Source organism: Pseudomonas poae (assembly GCA_028869255.1).
GTDB lineage: Bacteria > Pseudomonadota > Gammaproteobacteria > Pseudomonadales > Pseudomonadaceae > Aquipseudomonas > Aquipseudomonas poae_C.
Genome location: CP110972.1, coordinates 4,186,840 through 4,208,504, shown reverse-complemented (window position 1 = coordinate 4,208,504; position 21,665 = coordinate 4,186,840). Strand labels below are relative to the sequence as shown.

Below are 21,665 nucleotides of genomic sequence, written 5' to 3'. Positions count from 1 at the left end.
CTGCCATGGGCAGTTATGTTGTCGGCGCTAAGGCTGGCAGCAACAAGCCCAATCGCCCCTACATTGCCAGTGACAGCGCGCCCTCCATCGCCACCGCAAAAATGCTGTACTCCTTCAGCTGGGGAGAGATCGTTGGCCCGGTAGATGGGCTGAAATCCATCAAGCTGGACGGCACGCCCATCGAAGCCGCCGACGGAACTCTGAACTTCCCACGGGCACGCTGGCAGTTCCGTTCGGGCACCTTGAATCAGGATCGCCTGGTCGGCTTCCCCGAGATCAACAACGAGATCGCCATCGGCGTCGAACTGCGCTCCGAGTCACCGTGGGTAAGCTCGGTCAGCAACGACGAGATCAATGCCGTGCGCTTGCGACTGTCCTGGCCCCAGCTTCAAGCCCAGGACGCCAATGGCAATATCAACGGCTATCGCATCGACTACGCGGTGGATATTGCCACCGACGGCGGCGCCTATTTGCCGGTGTTGACCGCCTTCGTCGCACGCAAAAACACTACCAAGTACGAGCGCTCCCACCGCCTGGAACTCCCCACCGGCAGCGAGTGGACCCTGCGCGTCCGCAGGCTGACCCCCAACCAAAACAGCAGCCTGATCGCCGACATGATGCGAGTCGAGTCGATCACCGAAATCATCGACGCCGAACTGACCTACCCCCTCACCGCCGTGGGCGGCATCGAATTCGACGCCGAGCAATTCAACAACGTGCCCAAACTCTCGGCCCTGATGCGCGGCCGCATCCTGCGCGTACCCAGCAACTACGACCCCGAAACCCACACCTACATCGGCATCTGGGACGGGACCTTCAAGCTCGCCTACAGCAACAACCCCGCGTGGGTCTGGTACGACCTGGCGCTGCACCCGTATTACGGCCTCGGCGAGCGCCTCAACGCGGCGATGGTCAACCGCTACGCCCTGTATCGCATCGCCCAGTGGTGCGACCAAATGGTCCCGGACGGCAAGGGCGGCACCGAACCGCGCTTCACCTGCAACCTCTACCTGCAAACACAGGAAGAGGCGTACATCGTCCTCGAAGACATCGCCTCGATCTTCCACGGCATGGCCTATTGGGACGGCAGCCAGATGGTGGTCAACGCCGACATGCCGCAAGACCCGGTCTACAACTTTCATCGCGGTAACATCATCAGCCTCAAATACCAGGGCGTGCGCAAACGGGATCGGCATACGCGGGCGATGGTCAGTTGGGACAACCCCGACAACAGCTTTGAGACCGAGCAGGAGCCGGTGTTTGTCGAAGACGGCATCGCGAAGTTCGGTATTCAGGATTTGCCCATCGGCGCAGTGGGTTGCACCAGTCGTGGACAGGCGCAGCGGGCGGGGATGTTTGCGTTGGTCAGTGAGCAGACGCAGACGCGCCCGGCGACGATGCGCGTCGGCCTGGATGGGCAGATACCGCGACCGGGGCAGTTGATTCGCCTGAGTGATGAACTGCTGGCAGGCCGGGCCAATGGTGGGCGGGTGTCGGCGGTGGCGGGGCGGGTGGTTACGTTGGATCGGGATGTGGAGATTCCGTCTGGATCGCGCTTGATCTGCAACTTGCCCAGTGGTGCGTCCGAGTCGCGGTTGATTGCGCGGGTAGAGGGGCGTGCGGTAACGGTTGCCGCCGAGTACAGCGAGCCGCTGCTGCCGGAGTGCGGCTGGGTGATCGACTCTGATGACCTGGCGACGATGCAGTTCAAGGTACTGAGCATCACGCGACCGGAGTGGCAGCAGTTCCAGCTCACGCTGATCCAGCATGAACCGGGCAAATACGATGCGGTGGATTACGCGAGCAAGATCGATCCACCACCGGTGACCGTGATACCGCCTGGCGTGCAGGCACCACCCAGTTCCGTGCTGATCACGCAGAGCATCTCCACTCAACAAGGGCTGGCGGTGACCACCATGACCATCGCCTGGCACGCCGCTGAGTATGCGGTGGGCTATGACGTGGAGTGGCGGCGCGGCGCCGGGGACTGGGTACGGATTCCGCGCACCGGAGAACTGTTGGTGGATGTAGTGGGCGTGTACTCCGGCCAGTACCTGGCGCGGGTGCGGGCGGTGAATGTGCTGGATGTGGCCTCGATACCGGCCAGCTCGGTGTTGACCACCATTGAGGGCAAGATCACGCCGCCGCCTTCGGTGGCGTTTTTGCGTACCCAAGACAAGTTGTTTGGGATTGGCTTGCAGTGGGGCTTCCCTGCCGGGGCTGAGGATACACAGCGCACAGAGGTTTGGTCCTCGCAGGTGCCTGCGTTTGAACATGCACAGAAACTCGGTGACTTCGCTTATCCGCAGGCCGCGCATGACTTGCAGGGGCTGGCGGCGGGGGCGCAATTCTACTTCTGGGCGCGGCTGGTGGATCGCACGGGGAATGTCGGACCTTGGTATCCCGTCGGTAATGGTCTGGCCGGGCAAGCCAGCGCTGAGGCCGGGCCGATTCTGGATTTGATCGCGGGGCAGATTGGCGCCAGTCAGCTGGGTCAGGAGTTGCTGGGTGAGATTGGGCTGATCACTGGCGATGGGCCTGGCTCTGTGAACGACCGGCTGGAGAAGACCCGAGAAGAACTGAAAGAGCTTTTTAGCGAGGTGAGCGATGCCTTGGCGTATGACGAAACCAAGGCCTATTCGGCGGGGGAGATTGTTCGCCTGGGCAGCCGCCTGTTCCAAGCCAGAGAACCGGTGCAAGGCGTGGCCCCACCCGATCCCGATTATTGGCTGGATATCGGCACTGTCGCCGAGACTGCAGATGCGCTGGCCTATCAGGTCGAGGCGAACTCCAGCAGCATCGAACAGCAGGGCGAGCAGCTCATTGCTCAAGCCCATCAACTGAATACCGTCGTTGCCTCGGTGGATGATGCGGTGGCTTCGGTGCAGCAGGTCAGCCAAGCCCTGGCCAGTACCGATGACAAGCTCCAGGCCATGTGGGTGGTGAAGATGGAGCTGAATCAGGACGGGCAGTATGTGGCTGCCGGGTTTGGCTTAGGCATCGAGAACACAGGCGCCGGTTTGCAGAGCCAGTTTCTGGTCAGCGCCGACCGCTTCGCCATGGTGACCACCCTCGCTGGTGGGCAGGTGTTCACGCCGTTTGTGGTGCAGAACGGGCAGATGTTTATCAACCAGGCGCTGATTCAAGACGGCTCCATCAGCAACCTGAAAATTGGCGACTACCTGCAATCCAACGACTACATCGCAGGCACGCAGGGCTGGCGACTCGACAAGACCGGCGTGATCGAATTCAACGGCCCGGTAGCCGGAGGCGGGCGCCTGAGCATCAACAACCGCGTGGTGCAGGTGTACGACATCAACGGCACCTTGCGGGTACGCCTGGGGATCTGGGGCTGAACCATGCCTGCCGGATTACAAGTCTGGGACGCCAACGGCGCATTGATTCTGGACACCTCCACCCGCGTCGGAACCCTGATCGGCAGCGTCAATACCGGCGCGGTCAATGGCGCGATAGCCGTCTCGCTGATCGGCGAGCCACTGTTCTTCGTCAAGCAACTGAGCTTCCCGCTCTACACCGTCTACATCTTCCCGAATGTCTCGATAGCGGGCGGGGTACTCAGCTGGGTCTACCCGCCGCCATTCAACCCTTACCAAACCAACGTGGCTGTGAGGATTTTTTATGGTTTCTACTGATGCCTGCCGGTCTGCAAGCCTTTAACGACTACGGCACCGCCCAGATCACCGGCGAAGAAATTTGCCTCAGTCTGATCAACAAATTCGCCGTTACCCTGACCCCGCGCTACACCAGCGGTCAGCAGCTCTACTTCGCCATTAACCTCACGGTACCGCTGGACGCAGTGATGCTGATGGGAGACACCAGTGGCGCCTACGTCAACGTCTTCTTTGACCCACGATACGACGGCTCCTACGTGCAGCTCACCAGCCACGCGGGCGTCACGGTGACGCTCTACCTGTTCGCCGCCGCTCCAGTCGTTGCGTCCACGGCGGGGTTGCAAGTGTTCGGCAGCGACCAGCGATTGCTGTTCGACTCATCACACAAAATCCTCCGACCGATCCATGCCAACACCATGCTCTCGCCTGAATACCCGCTGCCCGTGGGCAACGGCCGAGCATACGCCGCCGCGCTGACCTACTCCCGCGTACATTTCTACAACGAGTTCAACGACAACATCGACGGCACCACCTACGACTCCGCCAGCATCGGCCCCGGCTACGTACGACGCGGCGCGCTGATGGACATCAACCTCTGGGGCCAGAACCTGTTCCGCTTCTTCACCTACACCGAGGTCACACCTCTCCGGCTGACACCCCCAACCCTGCTCGTGGCGGACGTGACGCACTACTGAGGGCTATCGACATGAACATCACCGAGCAACAGCTGCAGCAAATCTTCCCCAACGCCCGCGAACAAGCGGGCGTTTTTGTGTCGGTGCTGAATGACGCTATGGGGCGGCGGGAGATCAATACGCGACAACGACAGGCGGCGTTCCTGGCGCAGATTGGGCATGAGTCTGGGCAGTTGCGGTATGTGCGGGAGCGGGGGAGTGATGAGTATCTGAGTCGGTATGACACCGGGGCGTTGGCGAGGCTGCTGGGTAATACGCCGGAGGCGGATGGGGATGGGCAGCGGTATCGGGGGCGGGGGTTGATTCAGATAACGGGCCGACGGAATTACCTCAAATGCAGCTTGGCGTTGTTTGAGGATCTGCGTTTGCTCAAGCAGCCAGAGTTGCTGGAACAGCCGCAATGGGCGGCGGAGTCGGCGGCTTGGTATTGGTGGGCGAATGGGTTGAATGCGCTGGCGGATCAGGATGATTTCACCGGGATTACCCGGCGGATCAATGGAGGCACGAATGGCCTGGAGGCGCGTATCGAGTTGTGGATCTGGGCGAGGGCGGTTTTGTGCTGAATGTGCGGGGAGTTGTTCTTGTCGTTTTGTTTATCGTCGGTGCTGCTGTTGGTTGGCAGATCCAGACTTGGCGGTATGAACGGCAACTGGCAGATCAAGCACGGCTCCACGCTGAAACGCTCAAAGAACTGGCCTTCGCCTCATCGTCGCAACAGCGCAGCGAGGTCGACAGACGCTACGCCCTGGAACTGCGACTGCAAACCAAAGACCAAATCCACCAGAGGGCTTTGACCGATGCAAAACAACGCCAAGCACGCCTTATGGATCGCCTGGCTACCGCTGATTTGCGGCTGTCAGTCATCCTCGCCCAGCCGCCCTTTGCCGGTGGTGATGCAGTGCCTGCCACCACCGGCCCCGGCGGCGTGGTTTATGGAGGAGAGAGAGCCGAACTTGACGGAGCGTTTGCTCAACGAATTGTCAGGATCGCCGAGGAGGGGGATGAGGGATTGATTGCGTTGGGGGCGTGTCAGGCATATGTGAGCATGCTACGTGACAATGCTGCTCGATATCAATTTGCACCTGGGCTCTAGCCGTACCTTGAAATCATCAACGATGTGTTGCAATGCTTACTTGCACCGTCAAGATCCGGAAATAATGAAAGATGGTTGACATTCATTCTATTTAAAGACTTAAGGGCAGTGAGTCGGTCAAAAGATGGAATGTATATCTTTAACAGGCAGGCTCCATTTGCTGAAGAGTCATCATAATTTTCGCGTACCCATTCATCTACGGTTACAAAGTCAGGTGTCCTAGTAAATAGCCCTCTTTGGCTGATTAGACGAGGATTTTCATCTGTAAATGGACGGACGAATTGGATGCAGCCCATATTGTTTATGTCATCAGACTTAGGGGCTTTCAGTAAGAGTGCGTTTTTTCTTTCGCATGAAGTACGGCTCAATGCGTAAATTACGACTGACTCGTCAAACTCATTGAACTCGGGTAGAAATGCAAAATAGGCGGAAACAAAAGGTGATTCAGACCAGTCTAGGAGTGGCGTGAGTAAGCCATGATGCTGGCCCAACGCCCACCAATCATTTTCGCACATTTCAAGTTTTGGATTTGCGCCTCTTCTTCCACGTGTAGCGTGCTTGAATTTTTCAAGATGCTCTACTCTTCTGTCTTTTCCAGGTTTGAACTTTCCTTCGTCCGCCAAAATACGATCAATTGTAGGTTCTAGTTTCCAGTCTGCCCGTGCGTGTCCACGGAAAATATATGAATCGTAATCAACTAGGCGTTGATCAACAAATGATGTAAATCCATTCCAGGATTCACAATGAATCTCTCTCGTTCCTGATATGACCTTTGTGGAGGTCCAGCCCTGTCCTTTTAGTTTCTTATCCATAAGGCTTCTCTGTAGAGATATTTATAATTAAATCGAGTTTAAGTTTTTGCTTTTTTCTGTTTGTCTGAAATTAGTGTTTTTAGACCTGGGTGAATTAATACTTTGTTCTCCATCCGTTCTCGCAGATCGAGGCAGGCACACCCAGTGCGAGCCTATCATCCGCATCTACACGCAGAGAAGGCTTTCCATGACCAATCCCATCATCCCCTGGATGGGCGGAAAACGACGTCTGGCCGACCGCCTCATCCCGCTGTTCCCACCCCACGAGTGCTACGTCGAAGTCTTCGCCGGCAGCGCTGCCTTGTTCTTCCTCCGCCCCCAACCCGCATCTGTTGAAGTCCTCAACGACATCAACGGCGATCTCGTGTGCCTGTACCGCGTCGTACAGAACCACCTGGAAGAATTCGTCCGCCAATTCAAGTGGGCGCTCAGCTCACGGCAGGTATTCGAATGGCAAAAGATAACCCGCCCGGAAACACTCACAGACATCCAGCGAGCAGCTCGATTTTTCTACCTCCAACACCACGCGTTCGCTGCCAAAGTCTCCGGTCAGACGTTCGGCACGGCAACAACAGCGCCACCGATCAACCTGCTACGAATTGAAGAAAACCTCTCCGCCGCCTGGCAGCGGCTCGCCGGAACCTATGTGGAAAATCTGCCATGGCTCGATTGCGCCCAACGCTACGACCGGCCACATACCTTTCACTACATGGACCCACCGTACTGGAAGGTCGCAGGCTACGGTGTGGAGTTTACCTTTGATCAATACGAGCAGATGGCCGAGTTCATGCGGCGGTGTGAGGGGAGGGTGATGGTCAGTATCAACGACCACCCCGACATCCGGCGGGTGTTTGATGGCTTTCACTTTGAGACGCTGGATGTTCGATACACCTCAGCTAACCAGCGTCAGGCGAAGACGGAGCCGAGCGGTGAACTGGTGATCATGAACTGGGAGCCCGAGGTGCTGGGCGGCTTGTTTTAAAGCAAGCATAAATCGGATAGCCGCTCTTTGGCGACACGGCTATCCGGGTTGGGTTGCTGTCAGTTCGCAGATGGGCTCTCTCGCTCCAGCACCATGTCGATCAGGAGCCGAGCGTTCTCAACCAGTTGAACGACACCGAACACTTGCTGACGCTGTGCGTCATCCAGCTCGAAGACGCATTTGTAGGCGAGCGCGGTGGCTGAATGGAGAAACTCACTGGCATGAACTAGCGCTTTTTCGGTGGTGATATCTGAGCGGACGGTGAAAAGGCCCTGTGAGGTATCTGCGTTGTTGTCGTTGGTGTTCATACGCAAACCTCCCGTTGCGGGTGGCGGTTTTTATCGCGGGTGGGTGGGAATTTCAGTCGGCTGAATTGGCTGACTGAAAATTCCGATATATGTAACGAAGTATTGATTAGACGTAATGGGCGGTGCCCTGGCGTGAAAGGGGGATAAGTCATCTCCTTAGCTCCTTGGTTTGATTAAGGAACCAACCACCCATCGTTCTGACCCGATGTAGGGTGGCGGACCGCACGGGGGTCAGAATACCGGAACCAAGGGACCGGCCAGGCCGAAGCCTGCCCCGCGCGGGCCGCCATAAGATGCAGCGGAAGGCATAAAAAAACGCCTACAGCTGAGCTATGGCGCATGGGGCCGCGCCTTGGTTTGGTCGGGATCTGACACCCGGTCACAGTAATACTGCAACGTATAAATACTAACGTCCTTGACACTAGATAATCAAGTACCTGTCAGATTAGTATAGTTATGAGTAGGGTTTCGAGTATGTGTTTATTGATAAAATTACTATTACTTAGTAGGACTATTACTTGACCTATAGGTGGACTCCATATCGATATAATCAAGTTGGACAGTCCACCAATATATAGCTTCATCGATCAAATCCCTGCCATCTTCACCCTCATATGTACCGCTACTCATAGGCTTATAAATGTTTTCACCAATCAAAGTTACACGATTTAAGCTGAGGCTTGTATCGCAATCGCCCGGGATATCTACAATTGATACTGGGCCTTCAGTGACGCCGAACTGATACTCTTTAATTATATTGTTTCGTTCTAGTTCTATGAAGTCACGAAATATTTTATTTTCGGCGCTTTCTCCTTTCCAGTTCGTATGCAGTTCGTTTGCTATTTGCTTTACTGTCGGCGATCTTTCTCCGTCAACTTTTAGGAGGACGTGGCCTGTTGCACGTAGCAAAACAATTGCAGTGATCCAATAAATGCGCCATTCAATATCTCTAGTTTCTTCTTCAAGGTGTATGCGCACATGCTTCAGATCTGCGAGGACTTTACGGGCGCTGGATGTATAATTCATATCATGCTCAGTAACATTAAGACAGCGTAAATGCAGATGTTCTATGGGGGAAAAGTAGTAATGAGGGTTTTTTGCAAACCCTCTACTTTATAAAGTCCAGCGCTACTTTTGGAAATAGGTGTTTATATTTACAGCCGCATCATAATGCTCGCGAAGTTTTAGAAGGAGATTTCTCATTTCTACTGGTCCCCAGACTTTCTTCTGACGGTCCTGAAATATAGGTATTCCCTCTATGTTGGTAGTGGTGCGTGCATGCGCAAATTCGATTCGATGCTGGTTTATTTCATTTGCAAAGTTAGAGATAATCTGATGGCAGTTCAGACTGAGCTGTCCTCCATCTTCCTCCAAAAGTTTTAACAGTAAATCTACCTTAACTCTCAGATTAAGTTTTTTTACGATTTTTTCAGTTGTCATGTTATCGAAGCCAGGGAGTTTTACATTTTGAAGTTCGTCGATGAATCCCTGAAGAGAGGCTTTCGCCATGTCTCTGACTTCATCAGTTGAAGGTGAGCCCTTTTTGGCAATTATTGAGTTAATGGTGTCTTCAAATAGCCCTTCAAGCTCGCCTACCGATCCTACTACTAAACCGCGCATATAGTTAGGGTGAACTACACGCCGTATTGCGTTTTGCGCTAACGAAAAAACCTCTTGAGCTAGAGAAGCTCGTTGCATGCAATATACGCCATCTACTTTTTCTCGGTATAACTTTTCCCTAAGCTCTTCATCTGGAGCTGAACTGTAAAACACCATGTCACCATAAGTTTGGCTCCTTATTTGCTTTGTAAGTCGATGTCCAATCTTTCCAACACCGAGATCATAATCAATCATTATGAGATCGTACGGTGAGTGCTTTCGTAAAGACTCAACTAATGAACGGATACTGGCATCATCAAATTTCTCTTGCCATGTAACATGAATTTTTAGTCCGACGCTGTAAAGACGGCTTTCAAGATTTTTCAAAACGCCATGTAGCTCGTCTTTTTGGTCGTCGAGCCAAAGTATGCAGTAGGTAGCGTCCATTAGTTATATATCCTGATTTCAAAAGTAGTGCCGTCAAAGCCGGACTCAATTAATTCAATAGTGCCGTTTATATTTTGTAAAAGCTGTCTTACGTTGTACAAACCTAATCCTGAGCCACTTGTCGTTGTAACACCTTTGTCGAAAATTGTCTCTGGTTTAAATATATCTGCGGAAAGCCCTGTTCCGTTGTCTTTTAGTGTTATGGCTAGTATGTTAGGTTTAGGTTTGCTTATTTCTATATTGATTGATGAGGCCGTCGCCTTGATCGCGTTATCTATCAAGTTGTCTATTATTATAGAGACTTCAATAGGCTTAAATTGGATCTTGAAATCTTTAGCTGTTCTAGACGTGTTGATAGTAATTTTGCTTTTATAAACTTTGCAGATTTTTTCGATATATTGTTCGGCGTATAATGCAAAATCTTCGTTGATAGAGTTTGAGTCTAGTTTAAAGTTTGCTTTCGTTGCAAATCTGGACGCCGCAATGACTTGCTGATTGAGAAGAAGCAGGCTCTCAAAAGTCTCTACTGTTTCCTCTTGAGGTATTTGTCTCTTATGGTGCATGGAGAAAAGGCTTGCCTCAATCAAGTTTATTGCGTTACTTGCGTATATGATCACTTGGTGATGTAGGCTTTCCAATACATCTTTGTCATGGCTTTGTAGTGAGGTTAGAAATAGGTTTCTATCTTTTTCGGTTTTAAGTTCTTTTTCGGCTTTTAAGGCTAGAGCCTCTGCCTTCTGCCGTTCTTCTCGTTCTCTCTCAGCGTACTGAATCGCTTCAGTTTCAGCTTTGAGCATTTCCTGATAGCGAACTTTAGCAATTTTGGCTTCTTCGAAAAGCGCTTGGTTACCAGTTTTTTCAGCGATGTCTGAAAGATTTTCTATCGTTCTATCAAAGTCTTTAGCTTTGCTGTCGATGAGGGTGAGAAAGTCTTCTGCAAAATAGTCAACGGTGATGCCTGGTGAATTTGAAAGTTTGTTAATGACTTCGATTATTTTTGAGCGCATTTCATCTCTTGTGAGATGGCTCGAATCGACTAAGTCTGAATCGTATTTGACTCTCCAGTTTACTCCGACCACATAGTTTTCTAGTCGTGTTAAGCACTTTTTCCAGAAAGCATCTTTAAGTTGAAGGTATGCAGGAGTTTCTATTAGTCCCTTGTCACGACTAGATGATTCTTTGAATTTTGAGTCGTCACCATACACGTCGATTTTTCCAAGTATATCTCGGGTGCCTAGATAGCGTGAGTAACCTTGTTGTTTTCTTCTGTCGATACCAAAACTATCATCAGCTTCCTCACCTAATGGATAAACTCTAAATCCGTTCTTAAATAAAAATACGGATCCAAATGAAATCGAATTTATACCCATTCGGCGAGCAAAGGTAGATTTAGCTGAGCGATTCAGGAAAAATAGATTACATTCAAATCCGGAGTTATTTAACGCTTTATATTCATTGGGCTCTGAAACACGATAGATTATCTTTCCACGATCAATTAGCTCGGTGTGAATTTTACTATCGTCAATCGTGGTTCTAAGCCATGTTGTTTTTTCTTGAAGTGTCTGAAATATAAAATTGTCTACAGGTCCGTTAATTATTTCATTTGGATGAGGATCTTGGTTCTCGTTTAATATGCGTTTGTCTTCAGCAATTTCGCTTTCTGCATACACGTTTACTGAGAAGTTTTCTTTATGAGCCCCGAAAGGATTGATTAGTTTTGCAAGGGATGATTTCAGATCTTTAAGTTTTGCGCGATTCCATTGTTCTCTTAATATTCCTATTTCGAGTATTGTCCCACTTGTATGATTAAATTCTATATTTATTGGTAAGGAGAAGTGATGTCTAGTGCTGTGCTGGATGTCAATGTTTATAAAGTCGTTTTTTGCTGATGTCTCGAAGTCCGACCAGATGACATCCAGCCTGTTGATGTCGGTACTATCATTTTTTTTTGTTTGAAGTGTAAGAAGCTCTCCAAGTCGATCACAGGAAAATCGGCCAACACCTTTGCTTCCTGCGTATCGTTTCGAATTTATTGATTCTCTATAGTTAGCAGCAAAAGAATCCTCTGTACCATCTTGTTTGGCGGAGTATGCGACAAATAGCCATTTATTAATTAGGTCGTCGTAGGACATGCCCTTACCATTGTCAATGATAAATATGCTGTCCTGAGTGAAGTGAATATTTACTTCGCTGGCATTGGCGTCGAAGGAGTTTTTTACAAGTTCAAAAACGGCAACGAAATCATCCGTTATTAAATCTCTACCAATTATAGACTTTAAATGGGAACTCACCCTAAAGTTAAGAGCCTGCATTTATTGCACCTTCCTGAGCTAAGTCATATTCGTTTTCTAATTGGCCGAGGCTCCGAACTTTTAATAGAGAACCTATGGCTTCGGCCAGCAGGGGAGGGACTGCATTTCCGATTTGAGTATAACGTGGGCATTCTATTTTTCTTTTTTGGCCGCCCGTAGTGTATTTTCCCGTAAATTCAAACCAGTCAGGGAATGATTGAATTCGAGCGGTTTCCCTTGCTGTGAGTATTCTTAACTCGTTGTAGTGAATTATGTCGTCAGGAAGAGTTGTAATGGTTGGTGAGGGCGAGTTTTTGGTAAGCACAGTTATAGCGTGTTTTTTTAAGCCAAGTTTATCTCTTGCTTCTTTAGACAAAGATTTTCCTGGTATCGACGCGCGCTGTATTTTACTAAACTGTATGATCGTGTCTGGCTTGTGCCTCGGTAGACGCCTGCTATTTGGAGCCCCAGAATAGCCCTCACGCATAATTGCCAAATAAGGCGAGTGTATTTTTGGGGCGTCGTAAACGGCTTCTACAAATCCAGAAATTCCTGAGTCTTCATTCTGAGTTAGTTTTCTATCCTTAGTCTGTAAGTCAGCAATTGCTTCGTAAGCTGATACAGGTCTAGATGTCGGAAGGCCCTTGGTATCTAAGAATTTTTCTTTGCTATTTAACAGTTCTGCAAGTAGATTTGAATTTTCACCTAGTGTGCAAACTATCAAGTAGCGGTGCCTATTTTGAGGAACTCCAAAGTCTGCGCAGTTAACTTTTCCTCTCGAAACCGTGTAGCCCACTTTTGAAAGTTCGTTGCTTATGAATTCTGCGTAAGACTGTTTGTGGTGCGATTCGTTATTTTCGGAATTGGATTTACTTTCGTTAAATTTAATGTTGAATCCACTAACATTTTCAATGACTATATACTGTGGTAGTATGATCTTTACTATCTCTAAGTATTGCTCAGCCATTTTGTTTCTAGGGTCCGCTGGATTTCTCCGACCTGCGGTAGAGAAGCCTTGGCACGGTGGCCCTCCAACCATCAAATCAATTTTACCTTTAAGGCTACGAATCTCTGTGGCATGGTTGCTCAAAAAATCCTCGCAACTCATTGCTTGTTTTGGGAGCCAGCTTGGCCAACTGAACTGGTATCGCTTCCCATCGATAAGGTTGTGACGTAGAGTTTCAAAAGCCATGGGGTTTTTCTCAATCGCAGCAATACCTTCACAACCCGATTTCAATAACCCTAGGGACAATCCGCCACACCCAGCGAAAACATCAATAAATCGCATGCTTTCTTTTCCTAAAATTATTTCAATAATGAGTTGATAGTGGTGCAGAAATAAAATATAACATTTGACTGATTCATGGTCTCTGCACTATGTCATTTTTTATTAAATATATAGCGCTCATTTTTCTTACGATGCTGAGTTGTAAGGCGTGGCTTCGACCCATGAATTCGTTTAATTCATCTGGTCGCATTGTTTCACATTCGCCATAGGTCTTTATCACATGACCAATTGTGTCTAAATATGTTAGATATGTGTTCGTTAATTCGGTATTTCCGAGTAGCATTACGTATGATTTAACTGTGGTATGTTTGTGGAGTGAAGTGATTGCTGTTTGGAAGCGCAGAGCGATTACTTCCTGCTCTGTTTCTGGCCACGGATCGTCATGAATAAGTGTGTCAACTTTAGCAAATAGCATAATTCCAAAAGCTGTAAAGTTGTCGTGTAGGCTATTTATGTCTAGGATACATGACTTGATAAGGTCTCCTGTTCTGGAGTTTCGTTCTTGTTCCGTGTCGTGTATATACTGCATCTTTTTAACGAATAAATTTTGTTTGTGGCCCCACCAGGCGAGTATCAAACTGCTTAGTGTTCCGGCTAAAGCCACTACTGATGGTATTCCGATTTTAATAAGGTCTGAAATAAGTTCGTTGTCATTCATTTTTATGGGTCCGTCCTGCTGTTGCGCTCCATATATCGGCGCTACAAAGCTTCGCATCCTATTTGAAGCGGAATCCTACCCTCTTTTGTTCAAATAATGCAGGGGGGATGCTAGCATTTTGCCAAGAAATGAATCGAAGGATGATTTAATTCTGGTTTTTGTCAGGAAGTCAATCATAAATTTCAGGCTTCGTAGGTGGTCTGTGTGCGGCTACTTGTGCATTTCCGCCAGAGAATCATGTTCATGCGTTGCTCTACACGTTGCGCTACATCTGAACAGGTTTCTCGGCTATGAGGCTCTTTTTTTCTTTGGAGAACTTACTACGGCCTTCCATTCGATCCTGAAATTCGTTCATCCGCTCAGCTAAACTCCCTGCTTCTAGCGCCTCAAGATAATCCGAATACCACTGCACCATCCTCTGTCGCTGCGCCAGAAAAACCGCCTTGTCATACACCCCCTTCAACCCCGGTTTCTTATGCGCCAGATGCATATCCCGCCAATCCTCCGGCCACCCATGCTCCGAGAGCAACGTGTCGCACGTATGCCGACTCCCATGCCCAGTCATACGCCCCTTATAACCAATCAACGCGAAGCACTTATTGATCGACCCATCAGAGATAACCGGCACCTTTTCCCCACTGGACGGAAACAGATACCGGGAACAACCGGTCCGTTTTTGCAGCTCCCTGAGTAGTTCAACCGCCTGAGTAGGCAACGGCACCAGATGATCCCGCTTCATCTTCATCTTCGCCCCAGGAACGCTCCACAATCCGTTATCCAAGTCGAACTCCGCCCATTCCGCCCAGCGCACCATCCCCGGCCGTGACGCAGTCCACACAGTCAGCCAAGCCGCCGTTTTCACAATGGCGCCGCTGTCTGACGCACGCAGCGCCTTGAGAAAGTCTGGCAGCTCCTCTTCTAACAAATGCGGATACTGGTTCTCCGGTGGCGCCTTCTCAGCAATCGCGAGCAGATTGCTGGCAGGATTGTTCTCCGTCATGCCCTTGGCGATGGCCAGCGCAAATATCTGATTCACCCACACCCGCACCTTTTCCGAAGTGTTATGCGCCCCACGTTTCTCGATACGCGCCTGCAGGTTGGCGCAATCGCCACGGGTGATGTGATCGAGAGGTTTATGCCCAAGGGCAGGGAGGATGTCGTTCTTCAGGGCGCCGCCAATCCCCTTGAGGGTTTTCTCAGCGCGACCATCTTTGATTTTCTTTTCCAGCCACAAATCAGCCGCCACTTTGAACGTATTAGCCTCAGCGACGGCCTGTGCCGCTTTCAGGGCAGCTTTGTGCGTAATGGGGTCTACGCCATCAGCATTAAACTTCAATGCGGCCCGTGCCTTTTCTCGGGCGTATTTTGCGCTGACATCAGGATAGGTCCCCAACCCATGCCAGCTCCATTTCCCATTGGGCTTTTTGTACCGCAGCACCCAGCGCTTACGACCAGCACTGGTCACAAGGAAGTAGAGGCGGTCAGCCCCGTAGTTTTGGTAGTAGTCCTTCGCCTCAGGCTCCAATGCAGCCAACACCGTATCGGCCAGGGGCAGGCGCTTGATATCAGTACGTTTCATGGCGTTTGTATAGCGTGGTTCGATCTAACTCCACTATACAAACCGCTATACAAAAAATTCCAGACTGAAAAGACAAGCGGCGGAGTGCGAGGGAACGTGCGGAATCGCTGAAAGCCCCGTATTGACTGGGCTGGTCGCTGATGTGGAAGCGTGGGGGATGATGCGGAAAAACGAGGGAAAAGCAGAAGTGGAGCGGGTAGAGGGAATCGAACCCTCAACTAAAGCTTGGGAAGCTTTCGTTTTGCCACTAAACTATACCCGCTCAGAGCGGCTGACTTTGTACCAGATGTTCGCCTGGATTTGAAGTTTTTCTTTGAAAAATGTGTGGGTTGCGTTCATCAAGCCAACCGATGAACGGGTACAACGCGCGTGCAAGCTGGTGTGGGAGCTGGCTTGCCGGCGATAGCCTCACCTGAGTGTGACTGCCACACCAAGGTGCCTGCATCGCGGGCAAGCCCGGCTCCCACACAAGCGGTTACTTCAAATCGCAAAGGCATGCTGCGTCTGACCCTGGTGATAGCGCAATCGGCTCACCTGCCGCTCAGGTTTCAAAAACCCCACCACCGCTTCCTTGCTGTCACGGCACGCCGCCTTGTGCTCCATATCCAGAAAATGCCCGGTCGCCTGAATGGTGCTGAAGCTGCTGTTCGGCACATATTGGCCGAACTGCCTGGCGTCCTGGGCGCTGGTGTATTCGTCCCATTCGCCATTCAAAAACAGCACCGGCACGTCGATCTGCCGCGCTGCCTTGAGGTAGCACAGCCGGTCGCTGTGCAGCACCTGGCTGATGTGAAAGTGCATCTGCCCGTATTCGTGCTCGGCCAGGCTGCTTACGTGCTTGTAGTTGAAGCGCTTGAACAGCGACGGCAGGTGTTTGCCGATGGTGCTGTTGACCAGGTGCCCGACGCTGTGGCGGTCGAGGTTGCCGAGGTAGTCGACGCCGCGTTCGAGGTAATCACGCATGGGCGTGTTGATCACCGGGGAGAACGAGCTGATCACCGCCTTTTCCACGCGCCGGGGGCGGTGGGCGAGGGCGACCAGCGCAGCGGCGCCGCCCCAGGAGAACGACAGCACGTGTTCGGCGGCGAAGTGGTCGATGAGTTCCAGGAGGATCTGGCCTTCAACTTCCTTCGTCAGCATTTGCTCATGGCGGTTATGGATCTTGGAGCGACCGGCGTAGGGCTGGTCGTACAAAACCACGTTGAATTGCGGGTACAGGCTTTTCACGGTTTGGGCGAAGGATGCCGTGGTGGCCATGGAGCCGTTGACCAGGATGATGGTCTTTTGAGCAGCGTCCGCGCGATAGAACTCCGTGTAAACCCGATACTGACCCTGTATATCCAACACAGCGATTTCTGGCCTCATGTCGTAAGACTCCTGGCAAGCGGGTAGGGCGCGCAGATCACTCTGCACGAGCTTTGTGACAGGTAGGCATACGCCTGAAAGATGAGGGCCCATGTCGGTCCGATGACGGCTGGCCGACGGGTGTTGTTATGGCGGGCTGGTTGCCTGGGAAGCCCGTGAATCAAGCGCGGGCGGGGCAAGGTGTTTCTTGGAGGTTATAGGCGACTCGCCAGTCATAATTTGGCTGACGTTCTGATTCAAGCAGCAGAGTCGGAATGTCGCAAGTCGCAGAAATAGGTTTTTGCCATCACCGGCCGAACGGTCGTCAGACCTGTCGGATTTCACTGTCAGTCAATGCCCGGTACTCGCCCGGCGCAAGGGCTGCATCCAGCGCCAATGGCCCCATCCGCTCACGATGCAGGCCGATCACCTTGTTATTGAAGTGCCCGAACATGCGCTTCACTTGGTGATAGCGGCCTTCGATGATGCTCAAGCGCGCCGTCCTCGGGCCGAGCAATTCCAGTTCGGCGGGTTGGGTGGTGAGGTCTTCAAACGCAAAATACAGGCCCGCCGCAAAGGTAGTGGCGTATTCGGGGCCGATGACCTGTTCGGTTTCCACCCGGTAGACCTTGGGCAATTTGGTCTGTGGTTGCGTCAGGCGCCGCGACCATTGGCCATCGTTGGTGATCAGCATCAGCCCGGTGGTGTTGAAGTCCAGACGGCCGGCGATATGCAGTTCGTCCGTGTCCGGCTCATCCAGTAAATCCACAACGGTCGGATGCTGCGGGTCCGACGTGGCGCTTACGCAACCCTGAGGTTTGTGCAGCATGAAATACCGCGCCGGTTTGCCCGCCTGCAGCACGTCATCATCCACGCAGACGCGGCTGAATTCGCGCACTTCATGGTGCGGATCGCTGACCGTCATGCCGTCCACGCTGACCCGCCGTTCAACCAGTAGCCGCCGAACTTGTTGACGATTGAACCGCGGCAAATTGCTGAGGAAACGATCAACGCGCATTGCGCATCTGCTCATCGACCTGGGCGCAGCGCGGGCACAGGCAAGCCTTGTTGCGCAACTCATCGGGCAGCGCTTCAAGCACCGCCGGGTCGATGGTGACGCTGTAGCACCAACAGGGCTGGTCGGCCGTGCGCGGGTCGGCCAGGGTGCAATCGTTGCGGGCACCGCAGGCGGGGCAGAGGGTAGGTGTGGTCATGGGTGGTTATGCAGGGTCCCGGAAGTCCCTGCACGATACAGCGCCGCTCAGTCGCGTTCCAGCACCACGACCCGCTGCCCGGCACCGATGCCGCTGCCGGGCTGCACCGGAATCTCCCGCACCACGCCGGCAAACGGCGCCAGCACCGGAATTTCCATTTTCATCGACTCCAGAATCACCAGCACATCACCGGCCGCCACGCGCTCACCGGTTGCCACCTGGACCTGCCAGAGGTTGCCCGCGATATGGCTGTCGATGCTGTACTCATTGGCCTGCAATGGTGTGTCTTGCCCGGGCGGCGGCGCCGCTTCTTCGCTGTCGAAATGCGCCTGGCCGCTGGCAATCCAGCGTTCACGCTCAGCGTTAAAGGCATGCTGCTGGTGCTCACGGAACGCGCCGATAGTCGCGGCCTCGCGCTCCAGGAAAGCCTGGTAGTCCGCGAGGTTCAATACGCTTTCTTCGATGCTCAGCTCGAAGCGCCCTAGGGGGAAATCCTTGCGAATCCGCACCAGTTCCTCACTGCTCACCGGGTAGAAGCGAATCTGATCGAAAAACCGCAACAACCACGGTTTGCCGTCGAATGCCGCGACTTCCCGATAGCGGTTCCACATCTGCAAGGTACGGCCTACAAACTGATAACCGCCGGGGCCTTCCATGCCGTATACGCACAGGTAGGCGCCGCCGATGCCCACCGAGTTCTCGGCGGTCCAGGTGCGCGCCGGGTTGTATTTGGTGGTCACCAGCCGATGGCGCGGGTCCAGTGGCGTGGCCACCGGTGCACCGAGGTAAACGTCGCCCAGGCCCATCACCAGGTAGCTGGCGTCGAACACCGTGTGGCGCACTTCATCGAGGTTGGCCAGGTCGTTGATGCGGCGGATGAACTCCAGGTTGCTCGGGCACCAGGGGCGTCCTTGCGCACGGTGGTCATGTATTTTTCAATCGCCAACTGGCACGCCGGATCATCCCAGGACAGCGGCAAGTGCACGATACGCGAGGGCACTTGCAGGTTTTGTCGGGTGCACACGGCCGTCCAGTCGCTGGCGATCAGGGTCAGCAGGTCGGCCAGGGGCAGTTGCTCGGGTTGGTAGTGGATCTGCAGGGAGCGGATGCCTGGGGTCAGGTCGATCACGCCCTGCAGCGTGCGGCTCTCGAGGGCTTGCATCAGGGCATGGCCGCGAAAGCGCAGCACCAGGTCCAGTTCGGGCGCGCCGATTTCCAGCAGCAGGTGGGTGTCGCCGGCGAGGCGGGCGACCAGGCGGGTGTCGGCGTGGCCGATGTCCAGGATGATCGGGGATGCCAATGGCTTGAGGCTGGCTGGGGACTGAGGTGCTGCCATCGCGGGCAAGCCCGACTGCCACAGGGTTTCAGGGGCCGGTTGATCCCATTTCAGGGCGAGGTCGCGGGCGGCCTTGAGGTCTACCGGTTCAAAGCGAATCTTGTCCCCCGCTTTCAACTGTCCGAGCTGCCAAAGGTCTGCCTCGATCACCGTCACCGGGCACACGAACCCGCCCAGGCTTGGTCCGTCCGGCCCGAGGATCACCGGCATATCCCCGGTGAAATCCACCGCACCGATGGCATACGGGTTGTCATGGATATTCGACGGATGCAGCCCCGCTTCGCCGCCGTCGGTGCGTGCCCACAACGGCTTGGGGCCGATCAGCCGCACGCCGGTGCGGCTGGAGTTGAAATGCACTTCCCACTGGGTGGCGAAAAAGGTCTCGATGTACTCGGGTTTGAAGTATTCCGGCGCGCCATGCGGGCCGTAAATCACGCGCAGTGTGCGTACCGCCGCCAGCGGTTGCGGGGTCAATTGTTGCCCGACGCGCACATCCACCAATGGCAGCAGATGCAACACATCACCGGCCCGTAAAGCCCGCCCGCCATGCCCGCCAAACTGCCCGAGGGTGAAGGTGCTTTTGCTGCCCAGATAGTCCGGCACTTGCAGCCCACCGCGCAGGCACAGGTAGCTGCGCGCACCGGCTCCGGCGAGGGTGCCAAGGCTCAGCACCGAACCTGCCGGGATCAGCAGCGCGGTGTTCATGGGGACCGTTTGATCATTTAGCAGCAACGGAATTTCTGCGCCCGTCACCGCCACCACCGCCGCGCAATTGAAGCGCAACAGCGGCCCGCCCATGGTGATTTCCAGCGCGGCGGCGCCGTCGGAATTGCCCAGCAGACGATTGCCCAGGCGTAACGCCCGGCTGTCCATCGGCCCCGACGGCGGTACACCCACGGCCCAATAGCCCAGGCGGCCCGGATAGTCCTGCACGCTGGTTTGGGTGCCCGCGCTGAGCACCTCAAAGGTGTCGGCGGCGTAGACCAGGTCTTCCAGGCAACGCGTCCATGGCCGGCCACTGGCGAAGGGCGCGGCGAGCAGGATCTGGCGCAGGTAGTCGCGGTTGGTTTCCACGCCGTAGAGTTGGCTGTCGCTGAGTGCCTGATGCAGATCCAGGCGCGCCTGTTCGCGGGTGGGCGCCCAGGTGATGAGCTTGGCGATCATCGGGTCGAAGTACGGCGGGATCTCGCAACCGGCCTCCACCCAGGTGTCGATCCGCAGGCCGTCAGCCGCCGGGAAGTCCACACAGGTCAGCAGCCCAGGGCTCGGCTGAAAATCCCGTCCCGGGTCTTCCGCATACAGCCGCGCCTGAATCGCGTGGCCCTGCGGTTTCAATGCCAGGGTATGCAATGGCGGCATTTCCCCTGCCGCCAATTGCACCATCCAGCGCACCAGGTCCACGCCCCACACCTGTTCCGTCACGCCGTGTTCCACTTGCAGGCGGGTGTTCACTTCGAGGAAGTAGAAGCGGCCATCGGCGCTATCAAAAATAAATTCCACGGTGCCGGCGCTGCGGTAATTGACCGCCTTGGCCAAGGTGATCGCGGCCGAGCACAGCGCCTCGGCCATGCCTTGCGGCAGGTTCGGCGCCGGGGTTTCCTCAAGGACTTTCTGGTTGCGCCGCTGCACCGAACAGTCGCGCACGCCGAGGGCGATCACCGCGCCTGCGCCATCGCCGAACACCTGCACTTCCAGGTGGCGGGCGTGCTCGATGTACTTCTCGATAAATACGCCGGCATCGCTGAAATTGTTCTGGCCCAGGCGCTTGACCGCGTCGAACGACTCGCTCAATTGCGCCGCATTGCGGCACACGCGCATGCCGATCCCGCCACCGCCGGCGGTGCTTTTGAGCATGATCGGGTAGCCCACGTTGTCGGCGGCCAGCAGCGCGGCATCGAGGCTGTCGAGCAGTTCGGTGCCTTCCAGCAGCGGGATAGCGTGTTGCTTGGCCAGCGCACGGGCGGTGTGCTTGAGGCCGAATACGCGCAACTGGTCTGGCGTCGGCCCGACAAAGGCAATGCCTGCATTTTCACAGGCTTCAGCAAAGGCGGCGTTCTCCGAGAGAAAGCCGTAGCCTGGGTGGATTGCCTGGGCGCCACACGCCTTGGCGATGGCGAGGATTTTTTCCACCGTCAGATAAGTACCGGCCGCCGCGCCTTCGCCGAGGCTGTAGGCTTCGTCGGCCTGCTGGATATGCAGGCTGGCCGCGTCGGCTTCGGAGTACACCGCCACGCCCTTGACCGAAAGTTCACGCAAGGTGCGCAGGATGCGGCAGGCGATGGCGCCACGGTTGGCGATCAATAGTTTTTCGAACATGGCAAAACCCTGCGGGCCGTCCCGCAAAGTGGGGTAGGCGCTGCGGTCGTCCGCAGCGCAAATTCCGAAAG

17 protein-coding genes, 1 tRNA gene and 1 pseudogene are annotated in these 21,665 nt (G+C 53.9%); 6 read left to right on the top strand and 13 right to left on the bottom strand.

Annotated elements, in window-relative coordinates; all coding sequences use genetic code 11:
- The first annotated feature begins 5 nt into the window (after positions 1-5).
- The 5 genes from LRS56_19040 to LRS56_19020 are packed head-to-tail and all read left to right on the top strand — an operon-like array spanning position 6 to position 5,420.
- A complete protein-coding gene (locus LRS56_19040) occupies positions 6-3,356 on the top strand; it encodes a DUF1983 domain-containing protein (GenBank protein WDU60939.1) in 3,351 nt (1,116 codons plus the stop codon).
- Between the two features lie 3 nt (positions 3,357-3,359).
- Positions 3,360-3,653 carry a hypothetical protein gene (locus LRS56_19035; GenBank protein ID WDU60938.1) on the top strand — a complete coding sequence of 98 codons (294 nt, stop codon included), beginning with the start codon at positions 3,360-3,362 and terminating at the stop codon, positions 3,651-3,653.
- Entirely contained in the window at positions 3,653-4,327 is a 675-nt protein-coding gene (locus LRS56_19030) for a hypothetical protein (protein WDU60937.1), read from the top strand. Before LRS56_19035 ends, LRS56_19030 begins: the two co-directional genes overlap by 1 nt.
- Positions 4,328-4,338: 11 nt before the next feature.
- A complete protein-coding gene (locus LRS56_19025; GenBank protein WDU60936.1) occupies positions 4,339-4,890 on the top strand; it encodes a glycoside hydrolase family 19 protein in 552 nt (183 codons plus the stop codon).
- Complete coding sequence (locus LRS56_19020) at positions 4,866-5,420, top strand: lysis system i-spanin subunit Rz (GenBank protein WDU65779.1); 555 nt, start codon at positions 4,866-4,868, stop codon at positions 5,418-5,420. The genes LRS56_19025 and LRS56_19020 overlap by 25 nt, the downstream gene beginning before the upstream one ends.
- Here LRS56_19020 and LRS56_19015 read toward each other — a convergent pair.
- Complete coding sequence (locus LRS56_19015; GenBank protein ID WDU60935.1) at positions 5,417-6,232, bottom strand: FRG domain-containing protein; 816 nt, start codon at positions 6,230-6,232, stop codon at positions 5,417-5,419. The genes LRS56_19020 and LRS56_19015 overlap by 4 nt on opposite strands.
- A 187-nt stretch (positions 6,233-6,419) precedes the next feature.
- On the opposite strand from LRS56_19015, the gene LRS56_19010 reads away from it, so the two are divergent.
- A complete protein-coding gene (locus tag LRS56_19010; protein ID WDU60934.1) occupies positions 6,420-7,214 on the top strand; it encodes a DNA adenine methylase in 795 nt (264 codons plus the stop codon).
- Between the two features lie 59 nt (positions 7,215-7,273).
- Here LRS56_19010 and LRS56_19005 read toward each other — a convergent pair whose 3' ends face one another.
- From LRS56_19005 to uca, 12 genes and pseudogenes are all read right to left on the bottom strand, one after another.
- Complete coding sequence (locus LRS56_19005) at positions 7,274-7,522, bottom strand: DUF3077 domain-containing protein (GenBank protein WDU60933.1); 249 nt, start codon at positions 7,520-7,522, stop codon at positions 7,274-7,276.
- A gap of 498 nt (positions 7,523-8,020) precedes the next feature.
- Positions 8,021-8,548, bottom strand: coding sequence for a hypothetical protein (locus LRS56_19000; protein ID WDU60932.1), 528 nt, complete (start codon positions 8,546-8,548; stop codon positions 8,021-8,023).
- A gap of 102 nt (positions 8,549-8,650) precedes the next feature.
- The gene (locus LRS56_18995) at positions 8,651-9,568 is read right to left on the bottom strand and encodes a hypothetical protein (protein WDU60931.1); all 918 of its coding nucleotides are present in this window, start codon (positions 9,566-9,568) and stop codon (positions 8,651-8,653) included.
- Complete coding sequence (locus LRS56_18990) at positions 9,568-11,880, bottom strand: ATP-binding protein (GenBank protein ID WDU60930.1); 2,313 nt, start codon at positions 11,878-11,880, stop codon at positions 9,568-9,570. Before LRS56_18990 ends, LRS56_18995 begins: the two co-directional genes overlap by 1 nt.
- Positions 11,867-13,147, bottom strand: a complete 1,281-nt coding sequence (locus LRS56_18985; GenBank protein WDU60929.1) for a DNA cytosine methyltransferase — start codon at positions 13,145-13,147, stop codon at positions 11,867-11,869. The genes LRS56_18990 and LRS56_18985 overlap by 14 nt, the downstream gene beginning before the upstream one ends.
- 73 nt (positions 13,148-13,220) lie before the next feature.
- On the bottom strand, positions 13,221-13,805 hold the full coding sequence (locus tag LRS56_18980) for a hypothetical protein (protein ID WDU60928.1): 585 nt from the start codon (positions 13,803-13,805) through the stop codon (positions 13,221-13,223).
- Between the two features lie 265 nt (positions 13,806-14,070).
- Complete coding sequence (locus LRS56_18975; GenBank protein ID WDU60927.1) at positions 14,071-15,384, bottom strand: tyrosine-type recombinase/integrase; 1,314 nt, start codon at positions 15,382-15,384, stop codon at positions 14,071-14,073.
- 188 nt (positions 15,385-15,572) lie between these two features.
- Positions 15,573-15,646: transfer RNA gene (locus tag LRS56_18970), tRNA-Gly, on the bottom strand.
- Between the two features lie 218 nt (positions 15,647-15,864).
- Positions 15,865-16,749: an alpha/beta hydrolase gene (locus LRS56_18965; GenBank protein ID WDU60926.1), complete on the bottom strand. Its 885-nt coding sequence runs from the start codon at positions 16,747-16,749 to the stop codon at positions 15,865-15,867.
- A 304-nt stretch (positions 16,750-17,053) separates the two neighbouring features.
- Positions 17,054-17,746, bottom strand: coding sequence for a pseudouridine synthase (locus LRS56_18960; GenBank protein ID WDU60925.1), 693 nt, complete (start codon positions 17,744-17,746; stop codon positions 17,054-17,056).
- Positions 17,736-17,942 (bottom strand): cysteine-rich CWC family protein, encoded by a 207-nt coding sequence (locus LRS56_18955; GenBank protein WDU60924.1) that lies wholly within the window; start codon positions 17,940-17,942, stop codon positions 17,736-17,738. Before LRS56_18955 ends, LRS56_18960 begins: the two co-directional genes overlap by 11 nt.
- 47 nt (positions 17,943-17,989) lie before the next feature.
- Positions 17,990-21,594 (bottom strand): annotated as a pseudogene (gene uca, locus LRS56_18950) (urea carboxylase).
- Between the last annotated feature and the right edge of the window lie 71 nt (positions 21,595-21,665).

Bases quoted from the DNA above. Each gene is read 5' to 3' on its own strand.
- LRS56_19040 (WDU60939.1), top strand. From the start codon at position 6: ATGGGCAGTTATGTTGTCGGCGCTAAGGCTGGCAGCAACAAGCCCAAT.
- LRS56_19035 (WDU60938.1), top strand. From the start codon at position 3,360: ATGCCTGCCGGATTACAAGTCTGGGACGCCAACGGCGCATTGATTCTG.
- LRS56_19030 (WDU60937.1), top strand. From the start codon at position 3,653: ATGCCTGCCGGTCTGCAAGCCTTTAACGACTACGGCACCGCCCAGATC.
- LRS56_19025 (WDU60936.1), top strand. From the start codon at position 4,339: ATGAACATCACCGAGCAACAGCTGCAGCAAATCTTCCCCAACGCCCGC.
- LRS56_19015 (WDU60935.1), bottom strand. From the start codon at position 6,232: ATGGATAAGAAACTAAAAGGACAGGGCTGGACCTCCACAAAGGTCATA.
- LRS56_19010 (WDU60934.1), top strand. From the start codon at position 6,420: ATGACCAATCCCATCATCCCCTGGATGGGCGGAAAACGACGTCTGGCC.
- LRS56_19005 (WDU60933.1), bottom strand. From the start codon at position 7,522: ATGAACACCAACGACAACAACGCAGATACCTCACAGGGCCTTTTCACC.
- LRS56_19000 (WDU60932.1), bottom strand. From the start codon at position 8,548: ATGAATTATACATCCAGCGCCCGTAAAGTCCTCGCAGATCTGAAGCAT.
- LRS56_18995 (WDU60931.1), bottom strand. From the start codon at position 9,568: ATGGACGCTACCTACTGCATACTTTGGCTCGACGACCAAAAAGACGAG.
- LRS56_18990 (WDU60930.1), bottom strand. From the start codon at position 11,880: ATGCAGGCTCTTAACTTTAGGGTGAGTTCCCATTTAAAGTCTATAATT.
- LRS56_18985 (WDU60929.1), bottom strand. From the start codon at position 13,147: ATGCGATTTATTGATGTTTTCGCTGGGTGTGGCGGATTGTCCCTAGGG.
- LRS56_18980 (WDU60928.1), bottom strand. From the start codon at position 13,805: ATGAATGACAACGAACTTATTTCAGACCTTATTAAAATCGGAATACCA.
- LRS56_18975 (WDU60927.1), bottom strand. From the start codon at position 15,384: ATGAAACGTACTGATATCAAGCGCCTGCCCCTGGCCGATACGGTGTTG.
- LRS56_18965 (WDU60926.1), bottom strand. From the start codon at position 16,749: ATGAGGCCAGAAATCGCTGTGTTGGATATACAGGGTCAGTATCGGGTT.
- LRS56_18960 (WDU60925.1), bottom strand. From the start codon at position 17,746: ATGCGCGTTGATCGTTTCCTCAGCAATTTGCCGCGGTTCAATCGTCAA.
- LRS56_18955 (WDU60924.1), bottom strand. From the start codon at position 17,942: ATGACCACACCTACCCTCTGCCCCGCCTGCGGTGCCCGCAACGATTGC.